General features: G+C 72.3%; 14 protein-coding genes. 12 read left to right on the forward strand and 2 right to left on the reverse strand.

All coding sequences use genetic code 11. The features are described 5' to 3' along the window. The first annotated feature begins 35 nt into the window (after window positions 1-35). From ilvN to serA, 3 genes are all read left to right on the forward strand, one after another. On the forward strand, window positions 36-563 hold the full coding sequence (gene ilvN, locus ACZ6AQ_RS15935; RefSeq protein ID WP_388689154.1) for an acetolactate synthase small subunit: 528 nt from the start codon (window positions 36-38) through the stop codon (window positions 561-563). Window positions 564-679: 116 nt separating this feature from the next. After that, entirely contained in the window at window positions 680-1,681 is a 1,002-nt protein-coding gene (ilvC, locus tag ACZ6AQ_RS15940) for a ketol-acid reductoisomerase (protein WP_388689155.1), read from the forward strand. Between the two features lie 236 nt (window positions 1,682-1,917). Further along, window positions 1,918-3,507 carry a phosphoglycerate dehydrogenase gene (gene serA, locus ACZ6AQ_RS15945; RefSeq protein WP_468760339.1) on the forward strand — a complete coding sequence of 530 codons (1,590 nt, stop codon included), beginning with the start codon at window positions 1,918-1,920 and terminating at the stop codon, window positions 3,505-3,507. A 30-nt stretch (window positions 3,508-3,537) separates the two neighbouring features. On the opposite strand, the gene ACZ6AQ_RS15950 is transcribed toward serA, so the two are convergent. Next, window positions 3,538-4,650 (reverse strand): PucR family transcriptional regulator, encoded by a 1,113-nt coding sequence (locus ACZ6AQ_RS15950; RefSeq protein ID WP_468760340.1) that lies wholly within the window; start codon window positions 4,648-4,650, stop codon window positions 3,538-3,540. A 183-nt stretch (window positions 4,651-4,833) separates the two neighbouring features. On the opposite strand from ACZ6AQ_RS15950, the gene ACZ6AQ_RS15955 reads away from it, so the two are divergent. Continuing rightward, window positions 4,834-5,760: a proline dehydrogenase family protein gene (locus ACZ6AQ_RS15955; RefSeq protein ID WP_388689160.1), complete on the forward strand. Its 927-nt coding sequence runs from the start codon at window positions 4,834-4,836 to the stop codon at window positions 5,758-5,760. A gap of 32 nt (window positions 5,761-5,792) precedes the next feature. After that, a complete protein-coding gene (gene pruA / locus ACZ6AQ_RS15960; protein ID WP_468760341.1) occupies window positions 5,793-7,424 on the forward strand; it encodes an L-glutamate gamma-semialdehyde dehydrogenase in 1,632 nt (543 codons plus the stop codon). Between the two features lie 115 nt (window positions 7,425-7,539). Here the strand turns inward: pruA and ACZ6AQ_RS15965 are convergent, their stop codons facing one another. Continuing rightward, the gene (locus ACZ6AQ_RS15965) at window positions 7,540-8,427 is read right to left on the reverse strand and encodes an alpha/beta fold hydrolase (protein ID WP_468760342.1); all 888 of its coding nucleotides are present in this window, start codon (window positions 8,425-8,427) and stop codon (window positions 7,540-7,542) included. 154 nt (window positions 8,428-8,581) lie between these two features. Between ACZ6AQ_RS15965 and ACZ6AQ_RS15970 the strand changes: the two genes are divergently transcribed. The 7 genes from ACZ6AQ_RS15970 (at window position 8,582) to ACZ6AQ_RS16000 (ending at window position 15,804) form a co-directional block, all read left to right on the forward strand. Then, on the forward strand, window positions 8,582-9,118 hold the full coding sequence (locus tag ACZ6AQ_RS15970; protein WP_468760343.1) for a GNAT family N-acetyltransferase: 537 nt from the start codon (window positions 8,582-8,584) through the stop codon (window positions 9,116-9,118). 435 nt (window positions 9,119-9,553) lie between these two features. Then, a complete protein-coding gene (locus tag ACZ6AQ_RS15975; protein WP_388689164.1) occupies window positions 9,554-9,685 on the forward strand; it encodes a hypothetical protein in 132 nt (43 codons plus the stop codon). Between the two features lie 79 nt (window positions 9,686-9,764). Next, window positions 9,765-10,805 (forward strand): 3-isopropylmalate dehydrogenase, encoded by a 1,041-nt coding sequence (locus ACZ6AQ_RS15980; protein ID WP_468760344.1) that lies wholly within the window; start codon window positions 9,765-9,767, stop codon window positions 10,803-10,805. Window positions 10,806-11,062: 257 nt separating this feature from the next. Continuing rightward, window positions 11,063-12,169, forward strand: a complete 1,107-nt coding sequence (locus ACZ6AQ_RS15985) for a branched-chain amino acid aminotransferase (protein WP_468760345.1) — start codon at window positions 11,063-11,065, stop codon at window positions 12,167-12,169. Window positions 12,170-12,362: 193 nt separating this feature from the next. Continuing rightward, window positions 12,363-13,094, forward strand: a complete 732-nt coding sequence (gene ureA / locus ACZ6AQ_RS15990; RefSeq protein WP_388689168.1) for an urease subunit gamma — start codon at window positions 12,363-12,365, stop codon at window positions 13,092-13,094. After that, complete coding sequence (locus ACZ6AQ_RS15995; RefSeq protein WP_468760346.1) at window positions 13,094-14,776, forward strand: urease subunit alpha; 1,683 nt, start codon at window positions 13,094-13,096, stop codon at window positions 14,774-14,776. The genes ureA and ACZ6AQ_RS15995 overlap by 1 nt, the downstream gene beginning before the upstream one ends. Before the next feature lie 11 nt (window positions 14,777-14,787). Beyond that, on the forward strand, window positions 14,788-15,804 hold the full coding sequence (locus ACZ6AQ_RS16000) for an agmatine deiminase family protein (RefSeq protein WP_468760347.1): 1,017 nt from the start codon (window positions 14,788-14,790) through the stop codon (window positions 15,802-15,804). Window positions 15,805-15,873 lie beyond the last annotated feature (69 nt).

Here is a 15,873-nt window from a genome sequence, read left to right on the forward strand (position 1 = left end):
CGCAGAGCGACAGCGACAAGGAAGAGACCCACGACATGTCCACCAAGCACACGCTCTCCGTCCTCGTCGAGAACACGCCCGGCATCCTCGCCCGGATCGCCGCCCTGTTCTCCCGCCGGGGCTTCAACATCGACTCGCTCGCCGTGGGCGTCACCGAGCACCCCGACATCTCCCGCATCACCATCGTGGTCAGTGTCGAGGACCTGCCCCTGGAGCAGGTGACCAAGCAGCTCAACAAGCTGGTCAACGTCCTGAAGATCGTCGAACTCGAGCCCGGCGCCGCGATCCAGCGCGAGCTCGTCCTGGTGAAGGTCCGCGCCGACAACGAGACCCGCTCCCAGATCGTCGAGATCGTGCAGCTGTTCCGCGCCAAGACCGTGGACGTCTCGCCCGAGGCGGTCACCATCGAGGCCACCGGTTCGAGCGACAAGCTCGACGCGATGCTCAAGATGCTGGAGCAGTTCGGCGTCAAGGAGCTCGTGCAGTCCGGCACGATCGCCATAGGGCGTGGCGCCCGGTCCATCACGGACCGGTCGCTGCGGGCCCTCGACCGCAGCGCCTGAGGGGCTCCATCGGGCCGCCGGGCACGCCCGGCGGTCCGATGGACGAGACCCCGCGACCTTCCCCCCGCTCCCCGCCGTACGGTGGGACGCACCACCAGCACATCAAGGAGATCCCAGTGGCCGAGCTGTTCTACGACGACGACGCCGACCTGTCCATCATCCAGGGCCGCAAGGTCGCGGTGATCGGTTACGGCAGCCAGGGCCACGCCCACGCGCTGTCGCTCCGCGACTCCGGCGTCGACGTCCGCGTCGGTCTGCAGGAGGGCTCGAAGTCCAAGGCCAAGGCCGAGGAGCAGGGCCTGCGGGTCGTCTCCGTCGCCGAGGCGGCGGCCGAGGCCGACCTCATCATGATCCTGACCCCGGACCCGATCCAGGCCCAGGTCTACGAGGAGTCCATCAAGGAGAACCTGAAGGAGGGCGACGCGCTCTTCTTCGGCCACGGCCTGAACATCCGTTACGGCTTCATCCAGGTGCCCGAGGGCATCGACGTCGCCCTGGTCGCCCCGAAGGGCCCGGGCCACCTGGTCCGCCGTCAGTACGAGGAGGGCCGCGGCGTTCCGTGCATCGCGGCCGTCGAGCAGGACGCCACCGGCAACGCCTTCGCGCTGGCGCTCTCGTACGCCAAGGGCATCGGCGGCACCCGCGCCGGCGTCATCAAGACGACCTTCACCGAGGAGACCGAGACCGACCTCTTCGGCGAGCAGGCCGTCCTCTGCGGCGGCACCGCCGCCCTGGTCAAGGCGGGCTTCGAGACCCTGACCGAGGCCGGTTACCAGCCGGAGATCGCGTACTTCGAGTGCCTGCACGAGCTGAAGCTCATCGTGGACCTCATGTACGAGGGCGGCCTGGAGAAGATGCGCTGGTCGGTCTCCGAGACCGCCGAGTGGGGCGACTACGTCACCGGCCCGCGGATCATCACCGACGCCACCAAGGCCGAGATGAAGAAGGTCCTCGCGGAGATCCAGGACGGCACCTTCGCCAAGGAGTGGATGGCCGAGTACCACGGCGGCCTGAAGAAGTACAACGAGTACAAGACCCAGGACGAGAACCACCTCCTGGAGACCACCGGCAAGGAGCTGCGCAAGCTCATGAGCTGGGTGAACGACGAGGAGGCGTAAGCCTTCCGACGAGGGGTCGGACGCGCGGTCCGGCCCCTCGTCGCATCGTTGGACACACTGTCCAACCACGGACGGGTGATCCTGCCGACGAGGCGGGTGAACCGTTCCCGCGCACCACTACACTTCTCCACAACATACGCGTCAGGCCCACAGCGTCGTGCGCTTTCACGCGGCAAGCCCCTCCACCGCCTGCGGCCGTCGGGACGGCCGTCCGCACTGGACCTGTGAGGACTCACGTGAGCTCGAAACCTGTCGTACTCATCGCTGAAGAGCTGTCGCCCGCCACCGTCGACGCGCTGGGGCCGGACTTCGAGATCCGGCACTGCAACGGCGCCGACCGCGCCGAGCTGATCCCCGCCATCGCGGACGTGGACGCGATCCTGGTCCGTTCCGCGACCAAGGTCGACGCCGAGGCCATCGCCGCCGCGAACAGGCTGCGGGTCGTCGCCCGTGCCGGCGTCGGTCTGGACAACGTGGACGTCTCCGCCGCCACCAAGGCCGGCGTGATGGTCGTCAACGCCCCGACGTCGAACATCGTCACCGCCGCCGAACTCGCGTGCGGCCTGCTCGTCGCCACCGCGCGCAACATCCCGCAGGCCAACACGGCGCTGAAGAACGGCGAGTGGAAGCGCTCCAAGTACACGGGCGTCGAGCTGAGCGAGAAGACCCTCGGCGTCGTCGGCCTCGGCCGCATCGGCGTCCTGGTCGCCCAGCGCATGTCGGCCTTCGGCATGAAGATCGTCGCCTACGACCCCTACGTGCAGCCCGCCCGCGCCGCCCAGATGGGGGTGAAGCTGCTGGCCCTGGACGAGCTCCTGGAGGTCGCGGACTTCATCACCGTCCACCTGCCGAAGACCCCGGAGACCCTCGGCCTCATCGGCGACGAGGCGCTGCGCAAGGTCAAGCCCTCCGTCCGGATCGTCAACGCCGCGCGCGGCGGGATCGTGGACGAGACGGCGCTGTACTCGGCGATCAAGGAGGGCCGGGTCGCCGGCGCGGGCCTCGACGTGTACGCCAAGGAGCCCTGCACGGACTCCCCGCTCTTCGAGCTCGACCAGGTCGTCTGCACCCCGCACCTCGGCGCCTCCACGGACGAGGCCCAGGAGAAGGCCGGCATCGCCGTCGCCAGGTCGGTGCGCCTGGCGCTCGCCGGCGAACTGGTCCCGGACGCGGTCAACGTCCAGGGCGGCGTGATCGCGGAGGACGTGAAGCCGGGGCTGCCGCTCGCGGAGAAGCTCGGCCGGATCTTCACCGCCCTCGCGGGCGAGGTCGCGGCCCGGCTCGATGTCGAGGTCTACGGCGAGATCACCCAGCACGACGTCAAGGTGCTCGAACTCTCCGCCCTCAAGGGCGTGTTCGAGGACGTGGTCGACGAGACCGTGTCGTACGTCAACGCCCCGCTGTTCGCGCAGGAGCGCGGTGTCGAGGTGCGCCTGACGACCAGCTCCGAGTCGCCCGACCACCGCAACGTGGTCACCGTGCGCGGCACCCTCGCGAACGGCGAGGAGGTCTCGGTCTCCGGCACCCTCGCCGGCCCCAAGCACCTCCAGAAGATCGTCGCGGTCGGGGAGTACGACGTGGACCTGGCGCTCGCCGACCACATGGCGGTGCTGCGCTACGAGGACCGTCCGGGCGTCGTCGGCACGGTCGGCCGCATCCTCGGCGAGGCCGGCCTGAACATCGCCGGCATGCAGGTCTCCCGCGCGGAGGAGGGCGGCGAGGCGCTCGTCGTCCTCACCGTGGACGACACGGTCCCGGCTCCGGTGCTCGCGGAGATCTCGGCGGAGATCGGCGCCACCTCGGCCCGCTCGGTCAACCTGATCTGACGCGCTTCCCTTCCCGGGGGGAGCGGGCGCTCAGAGCCGGGCCGACTTCAGGGACATGTGCAGCAGCAGCCGGTCCTCGCCGTCGTCCAGGTCCAGGCCCGTGAGCTGTTCGACCCGGGACAGCCGGTAGTACAGGGTCTGGCGGTGGATGCCCAGGGCCTGCGCCGTGCGGCCCGCCTGGCCCGCGTTGTCGAGGAACACCTCGGCGGTGCGGGCCAGTTCGGCGTGGGCGGGGGCCAGCAGCGGGGCGACGACGGGGTCGACCTCGGGGTGGTAGAGCGCCGCGAGCAGGCGGTACGGGCCGATCCCGGTCCACTCGGCGACGGGCCCGAGAGCCGGCTGGGCCGTGGCGGCGCGGGCCGCCGTGCTGGCCTCGCGCCAGGCCGCCGCGAGCTCCGTGAGACCCCGGCGGGGGGACGCGATGCCGGCCGGGGCGTCGGCGCGCAGCCGCTCGGCCGCCGTGCGGGCGGGGGAGAGGTCCTCGGCCGTGCGCAGCCGTACGAGGACGGCGAGGGACGCGCCCTCGGGGAGCGCGGCGACCGCGGCCACGCCGGGAATCGCCCGGACCGGAGGGGCCTCGCCCCGCCACGGCGTCACGCAGACGACGGTGTGCAGGCCGTCCGCGCCGGGGCCGAAGGCCGCGCGGAGCGCCGCGACGGCCATGTCGCCCTGCCAGCCGCGGCCGGCGGTCAGGACCGCGGCGAAATCGCGCGAGAGGTCGGCGTCCGCGCGCTCCTCGTCGGCGAGGAGGTCACCGATCCGGGTGGCGACCTCCATCGCGGCGGCGAGCCGGGAGGGGGCGGGGCCGGGGTCGGTGTCGAGCAGCCAGACGTACCCGAGGACGACGCCCCGGTGGCGTACGGGCAGGCAGAGGCGGTCGCGGAACACCCCGGCGTCCGGGGCGGCCGGGATGCGGACCGGGCCCTCCGCCCGGGTGATGCCGAAGCCCTCGAACCAGGCGCGGACCGCCGGGGTCGACTTCCGGGTCAGGATCGACCGCGTCCGGACGGGGTCCGTCGTGGTGTCGTCGTCGCTGTCGTGGGCACCGAAGGCGATCAGGCCGAAGTCGCGGTTCTCCAGCGTCGCCGGGGCGCCGAGCAGCGCGGAGATCTCGTCCACCAGGTCCTGGTAATCGTCCTTCACCGGCCCATTCTCGCACCCTTTCAGACAGGTGTATGAGAGGCGGGCCACGGATGCGTGACAGCTGTAGGTGGCGGACGATCGGAGCGATCCATAGGTTTCACGGTGGTTCTTCGTGCTGTTCCCGGTTCTTCATGAAAGACCGGGTAAGGCACCCTTCGTCACCCTGCCCTTCTGGAGGTCCCCGTGCTGGGTCCCGTGATCCTCGCCGCGTCGCGCAGCGACAAGATGCGCCGTTTCGTGTCGGCCGCGCCCGGGACCAAGCAGGTCGTGGCGCGCTTCATCGCCGGCGAGACGGTCGACGACGTCGTCCCGATCGTGCGGGAGCTGGGCGAGCGCGGCCTGGAGGTCACCCTCGACGTCGTGGGTGAGGACATCACCACCGTCGAGCAGTCGTACGCCGCCCGGGACGCCTACCTGGAGCTCGTCGGCCGGCTCGGGGAGCTGGGACTCGGCGAGCGCGCCGAGATGTCCGTGAAGCTGTCGATGTTCGGCCAGTCCCTGGAGGACGGCCACGAGCTCGCGCTGGCGAACGTCCGGCCCGTCGTCGAGGCCGCCGCCGCGATCGGCACCACCGTCACCCTGGACGCCGAGGACCACACCACCCTCGACTCGATGTTCGCCATCCACGAAGAGCTGCGGAAGGACTTCCCGCAGACCGGCTGCGTCATCCAGGCGTACCTCTTCCGCACCGAGGACGACGCCCGCCGCCTCGCCGCGAACGGCTCCCGCGTCCGGATCGTGAAGGGCGCCTACAAGGAGCCCGCCTCCGTCGCCCTCCAGGACAAGCCGGAGATCGACAAGGCGTACGTCCGGATCATGAAGATCCTGATGGAGGGCTCCGGCTACCCGATGATCGGGTCCCACGACCCGCGCCTGATCTCCATCGGCCAGGAGCTGGCCCGCCGCGCCGGGCGCAAACTGGACGAGTACGAGTTCCAGATGCTGTACGGCATCCGCGGCGAGGAGCAGCACCGCCTCGCCGCCGAGGGACACCGCATGCGCGTGTACACCGCGTACGGCACGGACTGGTACGGGTACTTCATGCGCCGCCTGGCGGAGAAGCCGGCCAACCTCCTCTTCTTCGCCCGCTCCATCCTCACCAAGGGCTGAGCCCCCACCCCTCAGAAGGAGTATCGAGACTCATGGACGCTGTGACCCAGGTCCCCACTCCCGTCAACGAGCCGGTGCACGGCTACGCCCCCGGTTCCCCCGAGCGCGCCCGTCTGGAGGCCAAGCTCAAGGAGCTGGCCGACAACCCGCGCGAGCTGCCGATGACCATCGGCGGCGTGAAGCGCATGGGCGGCGGCGAGGAGTTCAAGGTCGTCCAGCCGCACCACCACCAGGCCGTCCTCGGCACCTTCCGGGGCGCCACCGAGCAGGACGCCCAGGACGCGATCGACGCGGCCCTGGCCGCCGCCCCGGCCTGGCGCGCGATGTCCTTCGACGACCGCGCCGCGATCATCCTGCGCGCCGCCGAGCTGCTCGCGGGCCCCTGGCGCGAGACGCTGGCCGCGTCCACCATGCTCGGCCAGTCCAAGACCGCCCAGCAGGCCGAGATCGACACCCCGTGCGAGCTCGTCGACTTCTGGCGCTTCAACGTGGCGTACGCCCGCCAGATCCTGGCCGAGCAGCCGCCGGCCAACTCGCCGGGCGTCTGGAACCGTCTGGACCACCGCCCGCTCGAGGGCTTCGTCTACGCGATCACGCCGTTCAACTTCACCGCCATCGCGGGCAACCTGCCCACCGCCCCCGCCCTCATGGGCAACGTGGTGGTCTGGAAGCCGTCCCCGACGCAGACCCACGCCGCCGTGCTCCTCATGGAGCTCCTGGAGGAGGCCGGCCTGCCGAAGGGCGTCATCAACCTGGTGACCGGCGACGGCATCGCCGTCTCCGAGGTGGCCCTGAACCACCGCGACCTGGCCGGCATCCACTTCACCGGCTCGACCAGGACCTTCCAGCACCTGTGGAAGACGGTCGGCAACAACATCGAGAAGTACCGCTCGTACCCGCGGATCGTCGGTGAGACCGGCGGCAAGGACTTCGTCGTCGCCCACCCCAGCGCCGACCGCGCGATCCTGAAGACCGCCCTGACCCGCGGCTCCTTCGAGTACCAGGGCCAGAAGTGCTCCGCGTCCTCGCGCGCCTACGTCCCGGCCTCGATCTGGAACGACGGCTTCAAGGAGGAGTTCGCGGCCGAGGTCGACGGCATCCGCATGGGTGACGTCACCGACCTGTCGAACTTCATCGGCGCCGTCATCGACGACCGCTCGTTCGCCAAGAACAAGGCCGCCATCGACCGCGCCGCCTCCGACCCGAGCTGCACGATCGTCGCCGGCGGCACCTACGACGACTCGGTGGGCTACTTCGTCCGCCCGACCGTCATCGAGTGCACCGACCCGGAGAACGAGGTCTTCACGACCGAGTACTTCGGCCCGATCCTCGCCGTGTACGTGTACGACGACGAGAAGTACGACGAGATGCTGACCCAGATGGAGTCGGTCTCGGACTACGCGCTCACCGGTTCGGTCATCGCGAACGACCGCGCCGCCGCCGCGTACACGATGGAGAAGCTCCGCTTCGCCGCGGGCAACTTCTACATCAACGACAAGTCGACCGGCGCCGTCGTCGGCCAGCAGCCCTTCGGCGGCGGCCGCGCCTCCGGCACCAACGACAAGGCGGGCGCCCCGCAGAACCTGACGCGCTGGACGCTGACCCGCGCGATCAAGGAGACGCTGGTCCCGCCGACCGAGTACGGCTACCCGCACATGGGCTGACGCCCCCCGCCGCGCGAGCGGCCCCGCCCTCCCGGGCGGACACGCCCGCCCCTCGTGGGCGGGCCCCCGACACCGCCCCCTTCCCCGGTCCCCCAACCGAGGTCGGGGGCGGTTCTCATTCCCCCTCCGCCACCCGCCGGGTCAGGAAGTCGTCGATCAGCGCCGCGATCGCCGGTGCGTGGGTCTCCAGGGCGAAGTGCCCGGTGGGCAGGAGGTGGACCTCGGCGTCCGGGAGGTCGCGGCGGAACGCCTCGGCGCCCGCCGGGACGAAGACCTGGTCGCCCTCGCCCCAGACGGCGAGGAGGGGGACCCGGGAGGTGCGGAAGTACTCCTGGAAGGCGGGGTAGAGGGCGAAGTTGGAGCCGTAGTCGGCGATCAGGGCCAGTTGGACGCCGTCCTGGCCCTCCCGCGCCATCAGGCAGGCGTCGTGGTGCCAGGCGTCGGGGCTGAGGAGGTCGCGGTGCTCGGCGGGGACGCCCGTCTCGTACTGCCACCGGATGCCGTCGAGGGAGCGGATGGCGCGGACCGGCTCCTCGGTCTCCGGGGTGCGTTCCTCGATCAGGGCGAGGACCGGGGCCCAGGCCTCGGCTCCGAGGCCCTCCTCGTAGGCGTTGCCGTTCTGGGTGACGATCGCGGTGATCCGCTCGGGGTGGGCGAGGGCCAGCCGGAGGCCGATGGGGGCGCCGTAGTCCTGGACGTAGAGCGCGAACCGGTCCAGTCCGACGGCCTCGGTGAATCCGGCTGTGAGGGCGGCCAGTCCGCCGAAGGTGTAGGGGAATTCGTCGGCCGGGGGCGCGGCGCTGCGGCCGAAGCCGAGGTGGTCGGGGGCGACCAGGCGGTACCGGTCGGCCAGGAGCGGGATCAGGTCGCGGAACATGTGCGAGCTGGTGGGGAAACCGTGCAGCAGGAGCAGGGCGGGGGCGTCGGCCGGGCCGGCCTCCCGGTAGGCGATCTCGTGGCCGCGGACGGCGACGGTGCGATGGCGGGTCGGTGACACGGACATTCTCTAACCCCTTTAGGTCATGTGAACGGTTAGATGTCGACGCGGCGATTCCAACAGACCGGGGAGGGCCTGTCAATGCGACGGGGCGGCCGGGCGGGGCGGCCGGGCGGGGCGGCCGGGCGGGGCGGTCGGGCGGGGTGGGAGGATGGGCCGCGTGATCGTGAGGACCGCTCCCACCCATGAGCTCGGCGCCGCCCGGCTCCGCTCCGTGCGCGCGATGCTCGACACCGCCTTCGGGGGCGACTTCTCCGACGACGACTGGGACCACACCCTCGGCGGCGTCCACGCCTGGGCCGAGGACGAGCGGGGGATCGCCGCCCACGGCGCCGTCGTCCCGCGCCGGGCGCTCCACCGGGGCCGCTCGCACCCCGTCGGGTACGTGGAGGGGGTCGCCGTCCGGGCGGACCTGCGCCGCCGGGGGCTCGGCGGGGCGGTCATGGCCGCACTGGAGCGGGTGATCGACGGGACGTACGCCTTCGGGGCGCTCGGCGCCTCGGAGGAGGGGGCCGCCCTCTACCGGGCGCGCGGCTGGCGGGTCTGGGAGGGGCGTCTCGAAGCGCTCTCGCCCGGAGGGACCGTCCGCCTCGCGGAGGAGGAGGGGAACATCCTCCTGCGCCCGGTGCCGGGCCGGGACCTGCCGGACCCCGCCGCCCCGCTGGTCTTCGACTGGCGGGACGGCGACGTGATGTGAGGGCCGCCGTCCCGGCTCTTGCGCCGGGACGGCGGCGTGACGCGGGCCGCCCGGCCCCCGTGGGCCGCGGGCCGACCCGCGGCCCACGCCCCCGTGCGGGAGCGGCGGGCCGCCGCCGGACGACCCCCGGTGACCCGCCGTCTCAGATAGTAGGAAGTCCGAGTAATTGTGGAGACAGGCGCGGCTTCCTGTCCTAGCTTTGTAGGAGCCGAACGTCTCGCTCCATCAGCGAACGGCGGTCGAGAGCGCGACGCCCCGTGCAGGCAACCCCTGCGGCGGCGCTCCCCGCCCCTCCGGCACCTTCACGCATCGCGGATCCCCGCGCGCCATCGGCCGCCGCCGGCCGGCACGGCCCGAGGCCGCCGGCCGTCACCGGTCCCGGGCGCCGCGGATCCCGCGCACCGGATCACCACCGATCTCGAGGAGTCGATCCCCATGGCCGTCCAGACCGCCCGCCGCGTCCGCCACTCCGCCTCCCGCCCCGCCGACGAAGCCCGCCGGAACGCCGCCGCCGCCCTCCAGCGCGCCCTCGACCGCCGGGACAACGGCGGCTCCACCGGCCACTGAGGCCCCGTCCCGCCCGGACCGTTCGTCCACATGGTGGACGCGATGTGTCAGAGGGTGGGACGAGAAGTAGGGTGCCGACATGTCTCACAGCATCGATCTCGCAGTCATTCCCGGCGACGGCATCGGCCGGGAAGTCGTGGCCCAGGGCCTCAAGGTCCTCGCGGCCGCGCTCCCCCAGGACGTGAAGCTGGAGACCGAGGAGTACGACTTCGGCGCCCAGCGCTACCACGCCACCGGTGAGACCCTCACCGACGCCGACCTCGACTCCCTCAAGAAGCACGACGCCATCCTGCTCGGCGCCATCGGCGACCCGTCGGTGCCGTCCGGCGTCCTGGAGCGCGGCTTCCTCCTGAAGCTCCGCTTCGCCTTCGACCACCACGTGAACCTGCGTCCCTCGAAGCTGCTCCCCGGCGTGGCGACCCCGCTCGCCGGGCAGCCCGAGATCGACTTCGTCGTGGTCCGCGAGGGCACCGAGGGCCCGTACACGGGCAACGGCGGCACCATCCGCAAGGGCACCCCGCACGAGGTCGCCACCGAGGTCTCGGTCAACACCGCCTTCGGCGTCGAGCGCGTGGTCCGGGACGCCTTCGCCCGCGCCCAGGCCCGCCCGCGCAAGAAGCTCACGCTGGTCCACAAGAACAACGTGCTGACCTTCGCCGGCCACCTGTGGACGGACACGTTCCACCGCGTGGCCACCGAGTTCCCCGAGGTCACCACCGACTATCTGCACGTCGACGCCGCGACGATCTTCCTCGTCACCGACCCGGCCCGCTTCGACGTGATCGTCACCGACAACCTCTTCGGCGACATCATCACCGACCTCGCCGCGGCCGTCTCCGGCGGCATCGGCGTCGCCGCCTCGGGCAACATCAACCCGAGCGGCGACTTCCCGTCCATGTTCGAGCCGGTGCACGGCTCCGCGCCGGACATCGCGGGCCAGGGCAAGGCCGACCCCACGGCCACCGTCCTCTCCGTCGCCCTCCTCCTGCGCCACCTCGGCCACGAGGCCGAGGCCGTCCGCGTCGAGGAGGCCGTCGCCGCCGACCTCACCGAGCGCGGCGACGCGTTCCGCACCACGGACGAGATCGGCGACGCGCTCGCCGCGCGAGTAGCGAGCTGACCCGCGCCGACCGTCACCGGACGGCCGCCGGGTCACGCAGCGCCCGGCGGCCGTCATCCGCGCGGCCACCGGGAGCGCACCCCATTCCTCCCGGACCGCGCGCACCCGTTTCCCGCACCGGTCCCCGCGAGCGATAATCGAACGCGGGGCCGCGGCATGCGGGCATGCCCGGGCGTCCGCTCCGTCGGGGACAGCAGTCTCCGGCGGCGGCGTACGCGCGCGGTCCTCCCCACACGACCGGTGAAGGACACGCACTCATGACGACGCCCACGATCGAGCTCAAGCCCTCCTCCAGCCCGCTGTCCGACGCGGAGCGCGAGGCCATCCTGGCCAACCCGGGATTCGGCCGCCACTTCACCGACCACATGGTCACCATCCGGTGGACCGAGGGTCGCGGCTGGCACGACGCCCAGCTCGTCCCCTACGGCCCGCTCGCGCTCGACCCGGCCACCAACGTCCTGCACTACGCGCAGGAGATCTTCGAGGGCCTGAAGGCGTACCGCCGCCCGGACGGCTCGGTCGCCAGCTTCCGCCCCGACGCCAACGCCCGCCGCTTCCAGGCGTCCGCCCGCCGCCTGGCCATGCCGGAGCTGCCCGTCGAGACCTTCGTCGAGGCGTGCGACGTCCTCGTCCGGCACGACAAGGCGTGGGTCCCGGAGCACGGCGGCGAGGCGTCGCTCTACCTGCGCCCCTTCATGATCGCGACCGAGGTCGGCCTCGGTGTCCGCCCGGCCAACGAATACCTCTTCGTCGTCATCGCCTCCCCGGCCGGCCCGTACTTCCCCGGCGGCGTCAAGCCCGTCTCCATCTGGCTCTCCGAGAACCGCGTCCGCGCCGTCCCCGGCGGCGTGGGCGACGCCAAGACCGGCGGCAACTACGCGGCCTCCCTGCTCGCGCAGGCCGAGGCGGCGGAGAAGGGCTGCGACCAGGTCGCCTACCTCGACGCCGTGGAGCACAAGTGGGTCGAGGAGCTGGGCGGCATGAACCTGTACTTCGTGTACGGGGGAGGGGCCGGCGAGAAGGCCAGGCTGGTCACCCCGGCCCTCACCGGCTCGCTGCTCGCCGGCGTCACCCGTGACTCGCTGCTCAAGCTGGCCGCCGACCTCGGTCTGGAGGCCGAGGAGGGCCGCGTCTCCATCGACCAGTGGCAGGCCGACAGCGAGAACGGCACCCTCACCGAGGTCTTCGCCTGTGGCACCGCCGCCGTCATCACGCCGGTCGGCACGGTCAAGTCCGAGCGCGGCGAGTGGCGGCAGTCGGACGGCGAGCCCGGCGAGATCACGATGAAGCTGCGGGAGGCGCTGCTCGACCTCCAGACCGGCAGGACCGAGGACACCCGCGGCTGGATGCACGAGCTGGGCTGAGAGCCGCCCCGCACCTCCCGCGCCCGGGTCCCCGGAACCACCACGGTTCCGGGGACCCGGGCGCGTTCCGTGTCCCCGTCCGTCCGTCGTTTAGAGTGCCGGTCAAGGCGTCCTGGGCTTCGCTCTCGCGCACGTCCTTGGAACCTGCGGGTTCACCCTTTAGAGTGGCGCTCAAACAGGAGGTGTTGGGGACGTGCGACTGACCCCCACGGAACGCGACCGGCTGCTGCTCTTCGGCGCCGCCGAACTCGCCCGGGCCCGCCGCGCCCGCGGCCTGCGGCTCAACGTGCCCGAGGCGACCGCGCTCATCGCGGACACGGTCTGCGAGGCGGCCCGCGACGGCAGACGGCTCGCCGAGGCGATCGAGGCCGCCCGCTCCGTCCTCGGACCCGACGACGTCCTTCCCGGCGTCGCCGACGTGGTCACCGAGATCCACGTCGAGGCCGTCTTCGACGACGGCTCCCGCCTCGCGGTCGTCTCGGACCCGATCGGCGGGGGCGGACTCGGCCCGGAAGCGCCCGGCGCCCTCCTGCCCGGCCCCGGCCACCCCGAGTCCGGACCCGCCCTCACCCTCCACGTGCGGAACACCGCGACCGTCCCGGTCAGCGTCACCTCCCACTTCCACTTCTTCGAGGTCAACCCGCGCCTCGACTTCGACCGGGCCGCCGCCTACGGCATGCGGCTCGCCATTCCGGCCGGCGCCTCCTTCCGCTTCGACCCGGGCGGCGAGGCCGAGGTCGGCCTGGTGCCCATCGGCGGCGCCCGCGTCGCCGTGGGCTTCGCGGGCCTGGTCGACGGCCCGCTGGACGCGCCCGGCGCGAAGGAGGAGGCCCTGCGGCGCGCGGCCGCCTGCGGCTACCTGGGGATCGAGGACGGGGCCCGGGGCGGGGACGCCGGCGGGGCCGAGAGCGGAGACGAGAACTGATGGACCCCTACGAGTACGCCTCCGTGCACGGCCCCCGCGCCGGCGACCGGGTCGTCCTGGGCGACTCCGGCCTCGTCGTCCGGGTCGAGTCGGACTCCCAGAAGCCGGGCGACGAGTTCCTGGCCGGCTTCGGCAAGACCGCCCGCGACGGCCTGCACCTGAAGGCCGCCGCCGTCCGCGACACCTGCGACGTCGTCATCAGCAACGTCCTGGTCGTCGACGCGGTCCAGGGCGTCCGCAAGGTCTCGATCGGCATCCGCGAGGGCCGCATCCACGCCATCGGCCGGGCCGGCAACCCCGACACCCTCGACGGCGTCGACGTCGTCGTCGGCACCGGCACCTCGATCGTCTCCGGCGAGGGCCTCATCGCCACCGCCGGAGCCGTCGACACCCACGTCCACCTCCTCTCGCCCCGGATCATGGAGGCGTCGCTCGCCAGCGGCGTCACCACCGTCATCGGCCAGGAGTTCGGTCCCGTCTGGGGCGTCGGCGTCAACTCGCCGTGGGCGCTGCGCCACGCCTTCAACGCCTTCGACGCCTGGCCCGTCAACATCGGCTTCCTCGCCCGCGGCTCGTCCTCCGACCCCGCCCCCCTGGTCGAGGCGCTGGCCGAGGGCGGCGCGTCCGGCTTCAAGGTCCACGAGGACATGGGCGCCCATACCCGCGCCCTCGACACCGCCCTGCGCGTCGCCGAGGAGCACGACGTCCAGGTCGCCCTGCACAGCGACGGCCTCAACGAGTGCCTGTCGGTCGAGGACACCCTGCGGGTCCTCGAAGGACGCACGATCCACGCCTTCCACATCGAGGGCTGCGGCGGCGGGCACGTGCCCAACGTCCTGAAGATGGCGGGCGTGCCGAACGTCATCGGCTCCTCCACCAACCCCACCCTGCCCTTCGGCCGCGACGCGGTCGCCGAGCACTACGGGATGATCGTCTCCGTCCACGACCTGAAGACCGACCTGCCCGGCGACGCCGCCATGGCGCGCGACCGGATCAGGGCCGGGACCATGGGCGCGGAGGACGTCCTGCACGACCTCGGGGCGATCGGGATCACCTCCTCCGACGCGCAGGGCATGGGAAGGGCGGGCGAGACCGTGCGCCGGACCTTCGCCATGGCCGGGAAGATGAAGGCCGAGCTGGGCCCCCTGGAGGGCGACGGCCCGCACGACGACAACGCGCGCGTGCTGCGCTACGTGGCCAAGCTGACCATCAACCCGGCGATCGCCCACGGCCTCGCCCACGAGATCGGCTCGATCGAGCCCGGCAAGCTCGCGGACATCGTGCTGTGGCGCCCCGAGTTCTTCGGCGCCAAGCCGCAGCTCGTCCTCAAGGCGGGCTTCCCCGCGTACGGGGTCGTGGGCGACCCGAACGCCGCCACCGACACCTGCGAACCGCTCGTCCTCGGGCCGCAGTTCGGCGCGCACGGCGCCACCGCCGCCGACATCTCCGTGGCGTTCGTCGCGGGGGCCGCCGTCGACCTCGGCGCCGACCGCATGCCGACCCGCCGCCGGCGCGTCGCCGTGCGCGGCACGCGCGGCATCGGCCCGGCCGACCTGCGGCTCAACTCCCGCGTCGGGGACGTCCAGGTGGACGACCGGACGGGTCTCGTCTCGCTCGACGGCTCCCCGATCCGCTCCGAGGCGGTCGAATCCGTCTCCCTCAACCGCCTCTACTTCCTCTAGGACCCGTGATCATGACGTACCGCATGCCCGCCGAGTGGACGCCGCACGAGCGCACCTGGATGGCCTGGCCCAGCCCCAACCCCACCTTCGGCGACGGGGAGGCGCTGGCCGGGGCCCGTGCCGCCTGGGCCGCGGTGGCCCGCGCCGTGCGCCGCTTCGAACCGGTGACGATGGTCGTCGCCCCCGGGGACGCGGAGGGCGCCCGCGCGCTCCTCGGCGACGACGTCGAGCTGGTCGAGCGCGACCTCGACGACGCCTGGATGCGGGACATCGGTCCGACCTTCGTCACGGACGGCACGGGCCTCGCCGCCGTGGACTGGGTGTTCAACGGCTGGGGCGCCCAGGACTGGGCCCGCTGGGAGCACGACTCCCAGGTCGCCCGCCACGTGGCGGACGTCGCGGGAGTCCCCGTCGTGTCCTCCCCGCTCGTCAACGAGGGCGGCGCGATCCACGTCGACGGCGAGGGAACGGTTCTGCTGACCGACACCGTCCAGCTCGGCGCCGGCCGCAACGCCGGATGGACCCGCGAGCAGGTCGAGGCCGAGATCCACGCCAGGCTCGGCACCGGCAAGGCGGTCTGGCTCCCGCACGGCCTCACCGCCGACTACGGCACGTACGGCACCCAGGGCCACGTGGACATCGTCGCCGCCTTCGCCCGCCCCGGCACGGTCCTCGTCCACAGCCAGCGGGATCCCGCCCACCCCGACCACGAGCGCTCCCGGACGCACGCGGACGTCCTGCGCGCGGCCACCGACGCCCGGGGCCGCTCCCTGGAGGTCGTCGAGATCCCGGCCCCCACCGTCCTCAAGGACGAGGACGGCGACTGGGTCGACTACTCCTACATCAACCACTACCTCTGCAACGGCGCCGTGATCCTGTGCGCCTTCGACGACCCCCACGACGAACTCGCCGCCGAGATCTTCCGCCGCCTCTTCCCGGAGCGCGAGGTCGTCCTGGTCGACGCGCGCGCGATCTTCGCGGCCGGGGGCGGCATCCACTGCATCACCCAGCAGCAGCCGGCGGTGTGAGCGGCCGGAGCTGCGCGGGTCCGCCATCGGGTAGAACGTACGAGTGAGTCAGAGCAGCAGGCCGCCGAC

The organism is Streptomyces sp. NPDC041191 (assembly GCF_055591945.1).